At 70.2% G+C, this 14,913-nt stretch carries 10 protein-coding genes and 1 pseudogene; 5 read left to right on the forward strand and 6 right to left on the reverse strand.

The features are described from left to right. Positions 1–147: 147 nt before the first annotated feature. Both AAC944_RS08575 and AAC944_RS08580 read right to left on the reverse strand, forming a co-directional pair. Positions 148–1,146, reverse strand: coding sequence for a tRNA (adenine-N1)-methyltransferase (locus AAC944_RS08575; protein ID WP_368397026.1), 999 nt, complete (start codon positions 1,144–1,146; stop codon positions 148–150). A gap of 171 nt (positions 1,147–1,317) precedes the next feature. After that, a pseudogene (locus AAC944_RS08580) lies at positions 1,318–2,466 on the reverse strand (site-2 protease family protein); the annotation flags it as partial. Here AAC944_RS08580 and AAC944_RS08585 point away from each other — a divergent pair. The 3 genes from AAC944_RS08585 (at position 2,453) to AAC944_RS08595 (ending at position 4,600) form a co-directional block, all read left to right on the forward strand. Next, a complete protein-coding gene (locus AAC944_RS08585) occupies positions 2,453–2,878 on the forward strand; it encodes a pentapeptide repeat-containing protein (RefSeq protein WP_368397254.1) in 426 nt (141 codons plus the stop codon). The pseudogene AAC944_RS08580 and the gene AAC944_RS08585 overlap by 14 nt on opposite strands. A gap of 100 nt (positions 2,879–2,978) precedes the next feature. Next, the gene (locus AAC944_RS08590) at positions 2,979–3,932 is read left to right on the forward strand and encodes a RecB family exonuclease (protein ID WP_051871876.1); all 954 of its coding nucleotides are present in this window, start codon (positions 2,979–2,981) and stop codon (positions 3,930–3,932) included. After that, positions 3,929–4,600 (forward strand): response regulator, encoded by a 672-nt coding sequence (locus tag AAC944_RS08595; RefSeq protein ID WP_030616478.1) that lies wholly within the window; start codon positions 3,929–3,931, stop codon positions 4,598–4,600. The genes AAC944_RS08590 and AAC944_RS08595 overlap by 4 nt, the downstream gene beginning before the upstream one ends. A gap of 90 nt (positions 4,601–4,690) precedes the next feature. On the opposite strand, the gene AAC944_RS08600 is transcribed toward AAC944_RS08595, so the two are convergent. From AAC944_RS08600 to metH, 4 genes are all read right to left on the reverse strand, one after another. Next, positions 4,691–6,277 carry an ABC transporter substrate-binding protein gene (locus AAC944_RS08600; protein WP_030616482.1) on the reverse strand — a complete coding sequence of 529 codons (1,587 nt, stop codon included), beginning with the start codon at positions 6,275–6,277 and terminating at the stop codon, positions 4,691–4,693. A 130-nt stretch (positions 6,278–6,407) separates the two neighbouring features. Beyond that, positions 6,408–8,015 carry an ABC transporter substrate-binding protein gene (locus AAC944_RS08605; RefSeq protein ID WP_030616484.1) on the reverse strand — a complete coding sequence of 536 codons (1,608 nt, stop codon included), beginning with the start codon at positions 8,013–8,015 and terminating at the stop codon, positions 6,408–6,410. Between the two features lie 375 nt (positions 8,016–8,390). Beyond that, entirely contained in the window at positions 8,391–9,092 is a 702-nt protein-coding gene (locus tag AAC944_RS08610; protein ID WP_030616487.1) for an HAD family hydrolase, read from the reverse strand. A gap of 177 nt (positions 9,093–9,269) precedes the next feature. Beyond that, positions 9,270–12,779, reverse strand: a complete 3,510-nt coding sequence (gene metH / locus AAC944_RS08615) for a methionine synthase (RefSeq protein WP_368397027.1) — start codon at positions 12,777–12,779, stop codon at positions 9,270–9,272. 296 nt (positions 12,780–13,075) lie between these two features. On the opposite strand from metH, the gene AAC944_RS08620 reads away from it, so the two are divergent. After that, positions 13,076–13,840: an IclR family transcriptional regulator gene (locus tag AAC944_RS08620; protein WP_030622809.1), complete on the forward strand. Its 765-nt coding sequence runs from the start codon at positions 13,076–13,078 to the stop codon at positions 13,838–13,840. Between the two features lie 237 nt (positions 13,841–14,077). After that, positions 14,078–14,866 carry an MIP/aquaporin family protein gene (locus AAC944_RS08625; RefSeq protein WP_030622811.1) on the forward strand — a complete coding sequence of 263 codons (789 nt, stop codon included), beginning with the start codon at positions 14,078–14,080 and terminating at the stop codon, positions 14,864–14,866. The last annotated feature ends 47 nt before the right edge of the window (positions 14,867–14,913 follow it).

Consider the following 14,913-nt stretch of genomic DNA (forward strand, 5'->3'; position numbering starts at 1 on the left):
GGAAAACTTGAAGAACTCGGCCCTTGCCCTGGGAACGCGGGGGCCGCACCGGTGGTTCCCACATGTCCGGAAAAACGGCGACGCCGCCGGGTTCCCGTGGGGGAACTCACCGGCGGCGCCGTGCGGTTCGGTACGGCTGCGAGCGTGTCAGCTCCCGGCGGCGTCCTGGCCTGCCTGCTGCTCCCGCTGCTCGCGTTCCTTCTTCTCGCGGAGCTTCTGGGCCGGGGTCTTGTGCACCTGCTGCTCCTCGGCGGGCGCGGACTGGCCACCGGGGCCGGTGTAGTCCTCGCCGTACGCGCCCTTGGCGGGCCGGCGGCGGCGCAGCGGCGGCTCCACGCCGTCCGCGAGGCGGCGGGCGGTGAGCAGGAAGCCGGTGTGGCCGATCATGCGGTGGTCGGGGCGGACGGCCAGGCCCTCGACGTGCCAGGTGCGGACCATGGTCTCCCAGGCCGACGGCTCGTTGAAGGTGCCGTGGTCGCGGATGGCCTCGACGGTGCGGGCCAGCTGCGTCGTGGTGGCGACGTACGCGCACAGGATGCCGCCGGGGACGAGCGCCTTGGAGACGGCGTCCAGGCACTCCCACGGGGCGAGCATGTCCAGGATGACCCGGTCGACGTCCGTGTCGGAGAGGTTGTCCTGGAGGTCACCGACGGTGAGCGTCCAGGCGGGGTGCGGGCCGCCGAAGTACCGCTCGACGTTCTGGGTGGCGATCTCGGCGAAGTCGGCGCGCCGCTCGTAGCTGTGCAGCATGCCCTGGTCGCCGATGGCGCGCAGCAGGAAGCTGCTGAGCGACCCGGATCCCACTCCCGCCTCGACGACGCGGGCGCCGGGGAAGATGTCGGCCATCGCCAGGATCTGCCCCGCGTCCTTGGGGTAGACCACGGCGGCACCGCGGGGCATGGACAGGACGTAGTCGGGGAGCAGGGGGCGCAGCGCGAGGTAGGCGACGTTCCCGGTGGTACGGACAACACTGCCCTCGGGAGCGCCGATCAGCTCGTCGTGGGGGAAGGCTCCCTTGTGGGTGTGGAAGCTCTTGCCCGCTTCGAGCGTGAACGTGTAGTGGCGACCCTTGGGATCGGTGAGCTGGACCTGGTCCCCGACCTTGAAGGGCCCGCGACGGCGGGCGGCACCGGTCGGTTCGGACATGTGACCAGCCTACCGGGCGTGGGGAGCGCTCCGTACCAGGGCCGCGCGCCGACCGGGCGCGGCGCCTACTGGGCGGGTCGAACACCCCCGTCCCCCCAGCGGGGGGGGTTACCCCGGGTGGGCGGGCGGAAATCACACTCCGCTCCCCCGCGCCCCGTCCGTCACCGCTCCTCAGGACGGCCGGGCCATCGCCGCCACGAAGGCCTTCTCGACGTCGGCGGTGGAGAGGACGCCGTAGATCTCGCCGGTGTACTCCACGACGAGGTACTCGGTGGCGGGGGTGGCGCGGAGGTGGTCCAGCAGTTCCTCGCCGGCCAGCTCGGCCGGGACCCGCATGCCCTCCTTCAGCTCCTGCGCGAGGCCGCTGACCGCGACCCAGGGGCGGCGGTGCTCGGGAACGGCGACGATCGACGCCTCCCGGACGACGGCGGTGGGCACGCCGTGCCCGTCGACGACGACCAGGGCGCGGGCGCCCGCTTCGTTGGCCCGGCGCAGCGCCTCGGAGAGCGGCAGGCTCGGCTCCACGGGGACGGCGCGCCGGGTGAGCGTACGGGCGCGCAGGTCGGGCAGGCGCTCGCGGAGCCGGGCCATGCGCAGGCTGTTGCCCGCGCCGGTCCAGATGATGGCGGCGAGGATCGCGGCGAGCAGGGCGTCGGTGAGGGAGTCGACGCCGCCGATGTCGGGACGTTCGTTGCCCAGCGCCCCGGTGTGGGTGAGCAGCGGCAGTCCGACGAGGACGGCGACGGCGAGCGCGCGGCCGACCCAGGCGGCGGCGACGGTGCCGGTCATGGGCTTGCCGCTGATGGCCCAGACGACGGCGCGGAGCATCCGGCCGCCGTCGAGCGGGAGGCCGGGGAGCAGGTTGAAGACCGCCACTATGAGGTTGGAGATCATCAGCCCGGCGAGCAGGACGCCGGGGACCGTGCCGGGCTCGACGAGGTACATCGCGCCGTAGAAGACGCCGGCGAGCACGAGGGAGAGCAGCGGGCCGACGAAGGCGAGGACGAACTCGCGGGCGGGGGTCTCGGACTCCTTCTCGATCTCCGAGACGCCGCCGAAGAACTGGAGCTGGATACGGCGCACGGGGAGCTTGAAGCGGAGCGCGGCGACGGTGTGCGCCAGCTCATGCACCAGTACGGAGGCGTAGAAGGCGACGGCGAAGAAGAGGGAGACGAGGTAGCGGGCGCCGCCGAGCTCGGGCAGCACGCGCTCCAGCTGGCCGCCGAAGACCCAGGTGATGAGGGCGGCGACGAGGAACCAGCTGGGGGCGACGTACACGGGCACGCCGAAGGGCTTGCCCATGAGGATGCCGCCGCCGGTGCCCCGGCGTCCGTTGGCGGCGCCGTCGACGGACCCGGGCGTGGCGGCCTGGCTGCCGCCCTTGGAGAGGTCTCGCGGGGCGGCCTGCGCGCCGCCGGCCTGCGAAGAAGGCGTGCCGGACGCGTCCGCCGCCTCGTCCGCCGCTCCCTGGGAAGCGTCCTTCCGGAGTACGTCCTTCTCTGGTACGTCCTTCTCTGGTACGTCCTTCCGGGGCGCGGCGTTCTCCCGTACGTCCTTCTCGGGTGCGTCCGTCTCGCGGACGTCCTCCGCGGGTACGTCCTTCCCGGCCTCCGGCCCCGCTTCCCGGGCGGTTTCCGGTACGGCGGCGGACTCCTGGGCGTCCTGCGGGCCCTGCGGCTTCCCGCTCTCGTCCACGGCGTCCCCTCGTCGATGTACGGCCTTCGCCCCCTGACCGGCCTGTCCGGTGCGATACCACGATCATGCAGGGCGAAGGGGTCCGCCGTCGATGGTATGCGGAGTGCTGTCGGTGGCGGGCCGTAGGGTCTAGAGCCATGGACACGAGCACCGAGAAGGCCGTACCGGCCGCGCCTGCCCCGGCGCGGCCGGTGGCGCTGTCGCCCTCCCGCGCGAGCGATTTCATGCAGTGCCCGCTGCTGTACCGCTTCCGTGTGATCGACAAGCTGCCGGAGAAGCCCAGCGAGGCGGCCACCCGCGGGACGGTGGTGCACGCGGTCCTGGAGCGGCTCTTCGACGCGCCCGCTGCGGAGCGTACGGCTCCGAGCGCGCGGTCCATGGTGCCGGGCGAGTGGAAGAAGCTGCTGGAGAAGCGTCCGGAGCTGGCGGAGCTGTTCGCCGACGATCCGGAGGGTGAGCGGCTGGCCCGCTGGCTGGCGGAAGCCGAGACGCTGGTGGAGCGGTGGTTCACGCTGGAGGACCCGACGCGCCTGGAGCCGGCCGACCGCGAGCTGTACGTGGAGACGGTGCTGGAGTCCGGGCTGCGGCTGCGCGGCTTCATCGACCGGGTGGACGTGGCGCCGACGGGCGAGGTGCGCCTGGTGGACTACAAGACGGGCAAGGCCCCGCGCCCGGAGTACAGCGACGGTCCGCTGTTCCAGATGAAGTTCTACGCGCTGGTGCTGTGGCGGCTGAAGGGCGTGCTGCCACGGCGGCTGCAGTTGGTGTACCTGGGGGGAAGCGGTGGCGTGCTGACGTACGACCCGACCGAGGCGGACCTGCGGGGCGTGGAGCGCAAGCTGCTGGCGCTGTGGGACGCGATCCAGCGGGCGACGGAGACGGGTGACTGGCGGCCGCGGCCGACGAAGCTGTGCAACTGGTGCGATCACCAGGCGGTGTGTCCGGAGTTCGGCGGCACTCCCCCGCCGTATCCGCTGGCGCCGGGTGCGGAGGCCGCGGAGCGGGCGCTGCCGGTGATCCCGGCACCGCCGTCCGGACCGGGCGCGGCAGGGCAGAATGGGGCAGCAGGCCAATCGAAGGAGAGTTCGTGACTATCCGCGTCCTGCTGGTCGACGACCAGCCGCTGCTGCGTACCGGCTTCCGGATGATCCTGGAGGCGGAGCAGGACATCGCGGTCGTCGGCGAGGCCGGTGACGGCACGCAGGCGCTGGACCAGGTGCGGGCGCTCCAGCCCGACGTGGTGCTGATGGACATCCGTATGCCGCGGATGGACGGGGTGGAGGCGACCCGCCGGATCACCGGTCCGGCGAAGGACGGTCCGGCGAAGGTCCTGGTGCTGACCACGTTCGACCTGGACGAGTACGTCGTGGAGGCGCTGCGGGCGGGCGCGAGCGGCTTCCTGCTGAAGGACGCCCCGGCGAACGAGCTGGTGCAGGCGATCCGGGTGGTGGCCGCCGGGGAGGCGATGCTCGCGCCGAGCATCACGCGCCGGCTGCTGGACAAGTACGCCAATCACCTGCCGTCGGGCGAGGAGCCGGTGCCGGACACGCTCGGCACGCTCACCGAGCGCGAGGTGGAGGTGCTGAAGCTGGTGGCGCGCGGCTTGTCGAACGCGGAGATCGCGGCGGACCTGTTCGTGAGCGAGACGACGGTGAAGACGCATGTGGGCCATGTGCTGACGAAGCTGGGCCTGCGGGACCGGGTGCAGGCGGCGGTGTACGCGTACGAGAGCGGGCTGGTGCGTCCCGGCGCGCAGTGACCGACGGCCTGCGGCGGCGGTACGCGGCAGGAAGGCCCGGCGCGGTTCGTCCGCGCCGGGCCTTCCGCTATGCGGGTGCGTGCGGTCCGCTCACTCCTCCGAGCTCTTGCTGATCTCCCAGAAGCGGAAGACCGTCGAGGAGTCCAGGGTCCACTCCAGGCCGGAGACGGTGTCCCGGGCCACGGCGTACTGCTTGCCCTGCCACAGCGGGATGACCGGCAGCTCGTCGGCGACGATCTGCTGCACCTCGCGGTAGTCCTTCTTGGTGGCGCCACGGTCGGGCTCGGCGGCGGTCCCGGGCAGCAGGCCTCGGGTGATCCGTGCCGAGTCGTAGCCGTTGTTCAGGACGTTGCCCTTGCCGAAGAAGGGCTGGGTGAAGTTGTCGGGGTCCGGGTAGTCGGGGACCCAGCCCTTGACGTACACGGGGTACTTGCCGGCGGCGACGCCCTTCTCGTACTCCTCGAACGGCACGCTCTTGACCTTGGCGTCGAAGAGGCCGCTGGCGTTGAGCTGCTGCGCGATCTCCTGGAGCGCCGCGTCGGTGTCGGGGCCGTAGCGGGTCGGGGTGGACCAGAGGGTGAGCTCGGCCTTGCCCTGGATGCCGGCGGAGCGGAGCGCCGCCTCGGCCTTGTCGCGCTGCGGACGGGACCCGTAGGTGTCGAAGAAGGCCGTGCTGTGGCCGGTGATGCCGGCCGGGACGATGGAGAAGAGCGGCTCGACGGTGCGCTGGTAGACGTCGCGGACCAGGGAGGCGCGGTCGATGGTGTACGCCATGGCCTTGCGGACGCCGAGCTTGCCGGCGACCGGGTCCTTGGTGTTGAGGACCAGGTGCATGACCTCGGCGCTGTCGCCCTCGACGACCTGGGTGCGGCCGCTGTCGACGGCCTGGTCGAGGTCGGCGATGTCCTTGGTGGCGAGGCCGCGGTAGGCGACGTCGATCTTGCCGCCCTGCACGGCGTGCTTCAGCGTCGTCTGGGAGTCGAAGAACTTCATGGTCACGCCGGAGTTCTTGACCTTGGCGGGCCCCTTGTAGGAGGGGTTGACCGAGAAGGTGGCCTGCTTGCTGCCGTAGCTGTCGAGCTGGTAGACGCCGGAGCCGACGGCCTGGCCGTCGGTGCGGAGCTTGTCGGCCGGGTATTCGTTGTGGTCGACGATGGAGCCGGCGCCGGAGGCGATCTTCATGGGGAAGGTCGCGTCGGGCGTCTTGAGGTGGAAGACGACGGTCTTGTCGTCCGGCGTCCGGATCTCGTCCAGGCCGGCGAACATGACGGCCGGGCCCTTCTCGTCGTTGATCCGCAGGGTGCGGTCGAAGGAGTACTTCACGTCCTTGGACGTGAGGGCGTCCCCGTTGCTGAACTTCAGCCCGTCCTTGAGGGTGCAGCGGTAGACCTTGCTGCTGTTGTCGGTGAAGGTGCAGCTCTTGGCGGCTTCCGGCTGGGGGGTGGTGCTGCCCTTGGGGAAGCTGATCAGGGACTGGAAGACGTTGTTGAACAGCAGCCAGGACACGGGGTCGTAGCCGGCCGCCGGGTCGATCGACTGGATCTTGTCGGTCATGCCCATGACCACAGGTTCGCCGACCCCGGCACCCTCGTCGTCGCCCGCCCCACAGCCGGCCAGCAGGGCTGCGGCCAGCCCCGCACACAAGGGGGCGGCGAGCAGCTGGTCACGTTTCCTCACGTGCGCTTTCCTCACAGTTGGTGTCGCGGTTGCCTGCCGACGAGGCCGTCGGCCGATGAGAGCGAGGGGTTCGCTCTGCGGGCGGACCGGCCGGTGCCCGGGCGGGCGCCGGCCGGCCGTTGCTCCGGCGTCAGTCGGCGACGCCGCGGCCCAGTTCCCAGATCTGCAGCGCGGAGGAGGAGTTCAGCGCCCACTCCACGCCGGTGATGTCGTCTCGCGCGGCGACGTACTGCTTGCCCTGCCACAGCGGCAGGACGGGCACGTCGTCGGCCACGATGTCCTGTGCCCGCTTGAAGCTGCCGGCGGCGGCGTTACGGTCGGCCTGCTGGCGGGTGGCCGGGATCAGCTGGTCCTCGATCTCGCGGTTGCGGTACGGGGAGCCGAGGAAGTTCCCCTTGCCGATGAAGGGCGCGAGGTAGTTGTCGGCGTCCGGGATGTCGGCGTACCAGCCCATCCCCCAGACCGGGTACTTGCCCTTGGCGGAGTCCTCGCGGAACGTCTGCCAGCTGTCCACGCCCTTGAGCGTCACGTCGAAGACCCCGTCCTTGTTCAGCTGCTGCCGCAGTTCCTTGAACTCGTCCTCGGTGATCGAGCCGTAGTGGTTCTCGGTGTACGCGAGGGTGATCTTCACCGGCGTGTTGATGCCGGCGCTCCGCAGGATGCGCTTGGCCTCGGCCGGGTCGGGATTGCCGTACTTGCTGAAGAAGGAGTTGACGTGGCCGGTGAGGCCGGTCGGCACCAGAGAGTACAGCGGGTCGCCGGTGTGCGCGTACACGTCGCGGACGAGCGCCGAGCGGTCGACCATCTGGGCCATGGCCTGGCGTACGGCCTTGTTGCGTACGGCGGGCGCGTCGGTGTTGAAGGCGAGGTACCGGATCTCCTGGCCGGGCATCTCCTGGAGCACGACGTGGGAGTCCCGGGCGTTCTCCAGGCCCTCGACCTGATGCGGCGACAGGGTGCGGTTCATCAGGTCGATGTCGCCCTTGCGCAGCGCCTTCTCCATGGCGTCCGCGTCGTCGAAGAACCGCATCTCGACCTTGTCGTTCTGCGGCTCGATGCCACCCTTGTACTCGGGGTTGCGGGTGAAGACGGCCTTGGTGACGCGGTTGCCGCTGTGCTCGGCCTTGAGCTGGTACGGGCCGGAGCCGACCAGGTCGAAGCCCTTGTAGAGGGCGTTGCGCGGGTAGACCTTGTGGTCGACGATCGCGGCGGCGGGGGTGGCGAGCTTCTGCGGGAAGGTGGCGTCGGGCTTCTTGAGGTGGAAGACCACCTCGTGCCTGCCGGAGGTCTCGACGGTGTCGATGTTGTCCATCAGCGACACCGGACCGTTGGCGTTGTCGATCCGCAGCATCCGGTCGACGGAGAACTTCACGTCGGCGGCGGTGAGCGGGTCGCCGTTGGAGAACGTCAGGCCGTCGCGGAGGGTGCAGCGGTACTGCTCGTTCCGGGTGTCACGGAAGCCGCAGGAGCGGGCCGCCTCGGGGACCGGCTCGGTGCCGGTACGGGGCAGCCGCATCAGGGTCTGGAAGGTGCCGCGGAGTACGTTCCAGGCGCCGACGTCGTACGTCTGGACGGGATCGAAGGGGGCCGGGGCCGCCTTCGACGCCTCGATGGTGTCCGTGGTGCCGACGACGATCGCCTTACCGTCCCCACCTGCGCTGTCGTCGCTGCCGCAGGCGGCGAGCACAGGGGCGAGCAGACCGGCCAGGACCGGCAGCACCAAGGTCTTGCGATTCATCGTCGGCAGGTTCCTTATCAGCGCAGAGGTGTTGCTCGCGTCGACATTAGTAGGAACGGTCAGCGGGTCCGTGACACAGCAGAGTTGAGCGCATATCACGCCGGGATAACGCTCCCGGGGTGACCGATATCCGGACACCGGAACGATTCGTACGCCGGTTGACCAATCCGGACACTTACCCCCGCCGGACCCCCCCATCACACCCCCTTGGATCAGACTTCGCCCCTTCTGTCGAGGGGGTGGCGGGTGAGGAACGTCACGGATCCAAATGCAACCGGCGGCATGGTAATTCAATGACTGCATTAGTCACGGAAAATGAGCGGTCCACTCCTCAGCGTCCCTTCCCCCTTTCCCGTGACGACGCTCAGTGCCCGGTCATCGCTTTTCCGTGATGAGCGACCGCAGAAATGGCAGATCGACCTCTTCCAGGGACCCTACGACGGTCCGCGTGGGGGTCGGCTCGATCGGCAGCAGCGACGGCACCGCGACCACCCGGCAGCCCGCCGCCTCGGCCGCCGTCACGCCGGTCACGGTGTCCTCCACCACCGCGCAGCGTGCCGGGTCCACGCCGAGCCGGGCAGCGGCGGTGAGGTACGGGTCCGGGTGCGGCTTCGTGCGGGCGAGGTCGTCACCGGCGAGGGTGAGGTGGAAGTGCTCCGCGCCCAGCGAATCGAGCATGCGGTCGATGATGTCGCGGTGCGAGGCGGAGACCAGCGCGGTCGGCACCTGGTGGGCCGCCAGCTCGGCCAGCAGCCGGCGGGCCCCCGGCATGAGCGGCACGCCGCGCGCGATCCGGTCGGCGAACCGGGCGTTGAGCAGCACGGTCAGCTCGGCGAGCGCGATCGTGGCACCGGTGGCCTGGATCAGGTACGAGGCACTGCGGCTCATCGGCCCGCCGACCACCACTTGGCGGTGCGCCTCGTCCAGTACGTACCCGAGGTCGGCGAAGACCTCGGCCTCCGCCTCCCACCAGAAGTTCTCGGTGTCGACGAGGGTGCCGTCCAGATCGAGGAAGACGGCCTGGAGGGTGGAGCCTTCGGCCGTTCGGGTGCCGACGGCGGGGATGCTGCTGGTCATCCGTACACCTCCGTTGCAGGGGTCCCCGGAGGGACAAAAGGGCCGGCCGCCATTCCCTGGGGAAGGACGACCGGCCGCTACCGGACCGATAAGTGTACGACTGTGCCGGTCCGTACGCTTCGGTGCCCGACCGGAGGCCCGGCTTCGGGCCGGGCCTCCGGTCAGCGGTTCACCGTGCTACCGCGCGTTGAAGTACTTCGCCTCCGGGTGGTGGATGACGATGGCGTCCGTGGACTGCTCGGGGTGGAGCTGGAACTCCTCGGAGAGCTGGACGCCGATCCGCTCCGGCTGGAGCAGGTCCGCGATCTTCGCGCGGTCCTCCAGGTCCGGGCAGGCGCCGTACCCGAGGGAGAAGCGCGCACCGCGGTACTTCAGCGCGAACATGTCCTCCATCTCGGTGGGGTCCTCGCCCTGGAAGCCCAGCTCGGCGCGGACGCGGGCGTGCCAGTACTCGGCGAGGGCCTCGGCGAGCTGGACGGACAGGCCGTGCAGCTCCAGGTAGTCACGGTAGGAGTCGGCCGCGAAGAGCTTCGCGGTCTCCTCGCCGATCTTCGAGCCGACGGTGACGACCTGAAGGCCGACCACATCGGTCTCGCCGGACTCCTCCGGGCGGAAGAAGTCCGCGAGGCACAGGCGGCGGCCGCGGCGCTGCCGGGGGAAGGTGAAGCGGGTGCGCTCGGTGCCGTCCTCGTTCAGCAGGATGAGGTCGTCGCCCTTGGAGTAGCAGGGGAAGTACCCGTGGACCACGGCCGCTTCGAGGAGGTTTCCGGTCTGCAGCCTGTCCAGCCAGCCGCGCAGCCGCGGCCGGCCCTCGGTCTCCACCAGCTCCTCGTACGTCGGGCCGTCACCCGTACGGGCCTGCTTCAGGCCCCACTGGCCCTTGAAGAGCGCGCCTTCGTCCAGCCAGGAGGCGTAGTCGGCGAGCTGGATGCCCTTGACCACGCGGGTGCCCCAGAACGGCGGGGTCGGGACCGGGTTGTCGGTGGCCACATCCGAGCGGACCGAGCCCTCCGGCTCCGGCTCGTCGATCTGGATGTCCCGCTTGGGCACCCGGCGCTGCTTCAGCTCCGGCAGGCTCGCCCCGGGCACGCCCCGCTTGACCGCGATCAGGGCGTCCATCAGGCGCAGGCCCTCGAAGGCGTCGCGGGCGTAGCGGACCTCACCCTCGTAGATCTCGTGCAGGTCCTGCTCGACATACGCGCGGGTCAGCGCGGCGCCGCCGAGGATGACGGGGAAGTCGGCCGCCAGCTTGCGCTGGTTGAGCTCCTCCAGGTTCTCCTTCATGATCACCGTGGACTTCACCAGCAGCCCCGACATCCCGATCACGTCGGCCTTGTGCTCCTCGGCGGCCTCCAGGATCGCCGAGACCGGCTGCTTGATACCGAGGTTGACCACGTTGTAGCCGTTGTTGGACAGGATGATGTCCACAAGGTTCTTGCCGATGTCATGGACGTCGCCGCGGACGGTGGCCAGCACGATGGTGCCCTTGCCCTCATCGCCCTCCACCTTCTCCATGTGCGGCTCCAGATAGGCCACCGCACTCTTCATCACCTCGGCGGACTGCAGCACGAACGGCAGCTGCATCTGACCGGAGCCGAACAGGTCCCCGACCACCTTCATGCCCGCCAGCAGCGTGTCATTGACGATGTCCAGCGCCGGACGCTCGGCCAGCGCCGCATCCAGGTCGGCCTCCAGGCCGTTCTTCTCACCGTCGATGATGCGCCGCTGCAGCCGCTCCTCCAGCGGCAGCGCCGCCAGCTCCTCGGCCGCCCCGGCCTTCAGCGACTTCGCCGTCGCCCCCTCGAAGAGGGCCATCAGCTTCTGCAGCGGGTCATACCCCTCGGACCGCCGGTCGTAGATCAGATCCAGGGCGACCTGGACCTGCTCCTCCTCCAGCCGCGCGATCGGCAAAATCTTCGACGCGTGCACGATCGCCGAATCCAGCCCGGCCTTGACGCACTCGTCCAGGAAGACGGAGTTCAGCACGATGCGCGCGGCCGGGTTCAGCCCGAAGGAGATGTTCGACAGACCCAGCGTGGTCTGCACCTCCGGATGGCGCCGCTTCAGCTCCCGGATCGCCTCGATGGTGGCGACCCCGTCCTTACGGGACTCCTCCTGACCGGTGCAGATGGTGAAGGTCAGGGTGTCGATGAGGATGTCGGACTCGCGGATGCCCCAGTTGCCGGTCAGATCGGCGATGATCCGCTCGGCCACGGCCACCTTGTGCTCGGGGGTACGGGCCTGGCCCTCCTCATCGATGGTCAGCGCGATCAGCGCCGCACCGTGCTCCTTGGCCAGCGCGGTGACCTTCGCAAAACGCGAGTCGGGCCCGTCGCCGTCCTCGTAGTTCACGGAGTTGATGACCGCACGCCCGCCCAGCTTCTCCAGCCCCGCCTGGATGACGGGCACCTCGGTGGAGTCCAGCACGATGGGAAGCGTGGAGGCGGTGGCGAACCGCCCCGCCAGCTCGGTCATGTCCGCCACGCCGTCCCGGCCCACATAGTCCACGCACAGATCCAGCATGTGCGCGCCCTCGCGGATCTGGTCCCGGGCCATCTCCACACAGTCATCCCACCGCCCCTCCAGCATCGCGGTGCGGAACTTCTTGGAGCCGTTGGCATTGGTGCGCTCCCCGATCGCCAGGTAGGAGGTGTCCTGGCGGAAGGGCACGGTCTGGTACAGGGAGGCCGCGCCCGGCTCCGGACGCGGCCGGCGCTCGGTGGGAGCCAGCCCTCGGACCCGCTCGACGACCTGGCGCAGGTGCTCAGGGGTGGTGCCGCAGCAGCCGCCCACCAGGGACAGCCCGTACTCGGCGACGAAGGTCTCCTGCGCATCGGCCAGCTCGGTCGCGGTGAGCGGGTAGTGGGCACCGTCCTTGCCCAGCACCGGCAGGCCCGCGTTGGGCATGCAGGAGATCGGGACGCGGGAGTGGCGGGCCAGATAGCGCAGGTGCTCGCTCATCTCGGCCGGGCCGGTGGCACAGTTCAGGCCGATCATGTCGATGCCCAGCGGCTCCAGCGCGGTCAGCGCCGCACCGATCTCCGAACCCAGCAGCATCGTGCCGGTCGTCTCCACCGTCACCGAGCAGATGATGGGCAGGTTCGTGCCGGTGGCCTCCAGGGCGCGGCGGGCCCCCAGCACCGCCGCCTTGGTCTGCAGCAGGTCCTGGGTGGTCTCCACCAGCAGCGCGTCAGCGCCCCCGGCGATCATGCCCTCGGCGTTCTGCTGGTAGGCGTCGCGCAGGGTGGTGTAGGGGGCGTGGCCGAGCGTGGGCAGCTTGGTGCCCGGGCCCATCGAGCCCAGCACCCACCGCTGCTGCCCGGTCTTCTCGGTGAACTCGTCGGCGACCTCGCGGGCGATCCGCGCCCCGGCCTCCGACAGCTCGTACACCCGCTCGGGGATGTCGTACTCCCCCAGCGCCGCATGGTTGGCGCCGAAGGTGTTGGTCTCCACGCAGTCCACACCGACCGCGAAGTACTCCTCGTGCACCGAGCGCACGATGTCCGGGCGGGTGAGGTTCAGGATCTCGTTGCAGCCCTCCAGCTGCTGGAAGTCATCCAGGCTGGGGTCCTGGGCCTGGAGCATGGTGCCCATGGCTCCGTCGGCGACCACGACGCGTGAGGCGAGGGCCTCACGGAACGCGTCGATCCGGGCTGAGGGTGTGGTCGTAGGCGTGTGCGAGGCCATGGAGCTGCTCCCGTGGTTGCGACGGCTGTCGGCTTTGCGCCTTCCGGTACGAGGGCGCACCGGGCCAGGGTAGCTGGCGGGCACCTTTCGGTGACGGCCGTCCCACGGCGTGGGACGGCGGGGCACTCGTACGGACCGGGTGGTCACGGCGTGGCCGGGGCCGGCCGGTGGACGGGGCGGTGGGCACGGAGCCCGCCAGAGCGTGATCATGGTCCGATGCGCGGCCCTCTCCCCCTGGGTCGGCATCGACCGATATCGTTTGGCATTGTCGAACCGCTCTTCCCGGAGGTTGCTCCATGGCACGGACCATTCAGTCGCTGGAGCGCGCCGCGGCCATGCTGCGGTTGCTGGCCGGCGGCGAACGGCGCCTCGGGCTCTCCGACATCGCCTCCGCGCTGGACCTGGCCAAGGGCACGGCCCACGGCATCCTGCGCACCCTCCAGCAGGAGGGCTTCGTGGAGCAGGACGCCGCGTCCGGCCGGTACCAGCTGGGCGCCGAGCTGCTGCGGCTGGGCAACAGCTACCTCGACGTGCACGAGCTGCGGGCGCGCGCCCTCGTATGGACCGACGACCTGGCGCGCTCCAGTGGCGAGAGCGTCTATCTGGGCGTGCTGCACCAGCAGGGCGTGCTGATCGTCCACCACGTCTTCCGGCCCGACGACAGCCGGCAGGTGCTGGAAGTGGGGGCCATGCAGCCGCTGCACAGCACCGCGCTGGGCAAGGTCCTCTCCGCGTACGACCCGGTGGCGCACAGCGAGGCCGTGGAGGCGTCGCGGGAGGCGTTCACGGCGCACACGCTCACCGGCCTGGAGGACTTCGAGGGCGTGCTGGATCTCACCCGCGCCCGGGGCTGGGCGGCGGACGTGGAGGAGACCTGGGAGGGCGTGGCGTCGGTGGCCGCGCCGATCCACGACCGGCGGCGGATGCCGGTGGGCGCGGTGGGCATCACCGGCGCCGTGGAGCGGGTGCAGCGGGACGGCGAGCTGCGGCCCGAGATCATCGCCGCCGTGAGGGACTGCGCACGCGCGGTGTCCAGGGATCTCGGCGCGCAGCGCTTCTAACCGTTTTGCCCGGAATTTCGGCTTAGGTTTTCCTTCACAGAACCCTTGACGGGCTACTGGCCGTAAACAAAACTGCCGTTCGTCGGTCGGCATTGTCGAACACCTTACGACGATTGTCGTATGGTGGGCGGTGCCGGATCGCCGACCAACGCCCTCACCGAGGGCTCGGACCACCGGAGGGACCCGGGGTACGGCGCATCTCGGTGTCCATCTGGACGAAGGACAAAGGAGTCGCGGGTGTCCAGCTCCGACATCTTCATCAGCGAGACCATCGGTACCGCTGTACTGATCCTGCTGGGCGGTGGCGTGTGCGCCGCCGTCACTTTCAAGCGCTCGAAGGCGTACGAGGCCGGCTGGGTGGCCATCGCCTTCGGCTGGGGATTCGCCGTTCTCACCGGCGCGTACATCGCCGCGAAGTCCGGCGCGCACCTGAACCCCGCCGTCACGGTCGGCCTGGCCGTCCAGGGCGGCATCGAGTGGAGCCAGGTCCCGGTGTACTTCGCCGGCGAACTGCTCGGCTCCATGATCGGCGCGGTCTGCGTGTGGCTCGTCTACTACGGCCAGTTCCAGGCGCACCTCACCGACCCCGAGGTCATCAGCCCCCCGAAGGGTGACGAGGGCCTGGTCGACCAGGCCCAGGCCCCGAAGGCCGGCCCGGTGCTCGGGGTCTTCTCCACCGGCCCGGAGATCCGCAACGCGTGGCAGAACCTCGTCACCGAGATCCTCGCCACCACCGTGCTCCTCCTGGCGATCCTGACGCAGGGCCTGAGCGACGACGGCAAGGGCGTCGGCCCGATCGGCGCGCTGCTGACGGCCCTGGTCGTCGTCGGCATCGGCCTCTCGCTGGGCGGCCCGACCGGGTACGCCATCAACCCGGTCCGTGACCTCGGTCCGCGCATCGTGCACGCGCTGCTGCCGCTGCCCAACAAGGGCGGCTCGGACTGGGGGTACGCCTGGATCCCGGTCGCCGGCCCGCTGATCGGCGGGGCCATCGCCGGCGGCATCTACAACGTCGCCTTCGCCTGAGACCGAGCCAGAGCCGTAACAGAGCCGCAAGCCACCGCACCTCCTGG

This window comes from Streptomyces sclerotialus, assembly GCF_040907265.1.
In the GTDB taxonomy this organism is placed as follows: Bacteria; Actinomycetota; Actinomycetes; order Streptomycetales; family Streptomycetaceae; genus Streptomyces; species Streptomyces sclerotialus.

Coding starts and splice junctions, on each gene's coding strand:
- AAC944_RS08575 (WP_368397026.1), bottom strand. CDS start 1,146: ATGTCCGAACCGACCGGTGCCGCCCGCCGTCGCGGGCCCTTCAAGGTC.
- AAC944_RS08590 (WP_051871876.1), top strand. CDS start 2,979: ATGGACACGAGCACCGAGAAGGCCGTACCGGCCGCGCCTGCCCCGGCG.
- AAC944_RS08620 (WP_030622809.1), top strand. CDS start 13,076: ATGGCACGGACCATTCAGTCGCTGGAGCGCGCCGCGGCCATGCTGCGG.
- AAC944_RS08610 (WP_030616487.1), bottom strand. CDS start 9,092: ATGACCAGCAGCATCCCCGCCGTCGGCACCCGAACGGCCGAAGGCTCC.
- AAC944_RS08585 (WP_368397254.1), top strand. CDS start 2,453: ATGCCGCCGCCGGTGCCCCGGCGTCCGTTGGCGGCGCCGTCGACGGAC.
- metH (WP_368397027.1), bottom strand. CDS start 12,779: ATGGCCTCGCACACGCCTACGACCACACCCTCAGCCCGGATCGACGCG.
- AAC944_RS08605 (WP_030616484.1), bottom strand. CDS start 8,015: ATGAATCGCAAGACCTTGGTGCTGCCGGTCCTGGCCGGTCTGCTCGCC.